Raw genomic sequence first — 283 nt, 5'->3', positions numbered from 1 at the left:
GGCGACCGTCACCAGGTCAAGCGCATCATCGTCAAGCCGGGCGGGCGGCTGTCCCTGCAGAAGCACCATCACCGCTCCGAGCACTGGATCGTGGTGCGCGGGACCGCGCAGGTCACCGTCAACGAGCTGATCAAGACCGTGCACGAGAACGAATCGATCTACATCCCGATCGGCGCGGTGCACCGGCTGGAGAATCCCGGCAAGATTCAGCTCGAGCTGATCGAGGTGCAGACCGGCAGCTATCTCGGCGAGGACGACATCATCCGCATCGAGGACGACTATC

Annotated in this window: 1 protein-coding gene; it reads left to right on the top strand. The window is 63.3% G+C overall.

The window, feature by feature from the left end; all coding sequences use genetic code 11:
• Positions 1 to 283 (top strand): cupin domain-containing protein (locus FNJ47_RS46955; protein WP_163163599.1); only part of this gene is annotated, 283 nt, incomplete at both ends.

The sequence above is a fragment of the Bradyrhizobium uaiense genome, assembly GCF_010811875.1.
Lineage (GTDB): Bacteria > Pseudomonadota > Alphaproteobacteria > Rhizobiales > Xanthobacteraceae > Bradyrhizobium > Bradyrhizobium uaiense.
The sequence above is the reverse complement of the archived record's forward strand: the minus strand, read 5'-3'. Positions and strand labels throughout refer to the sequence as shown.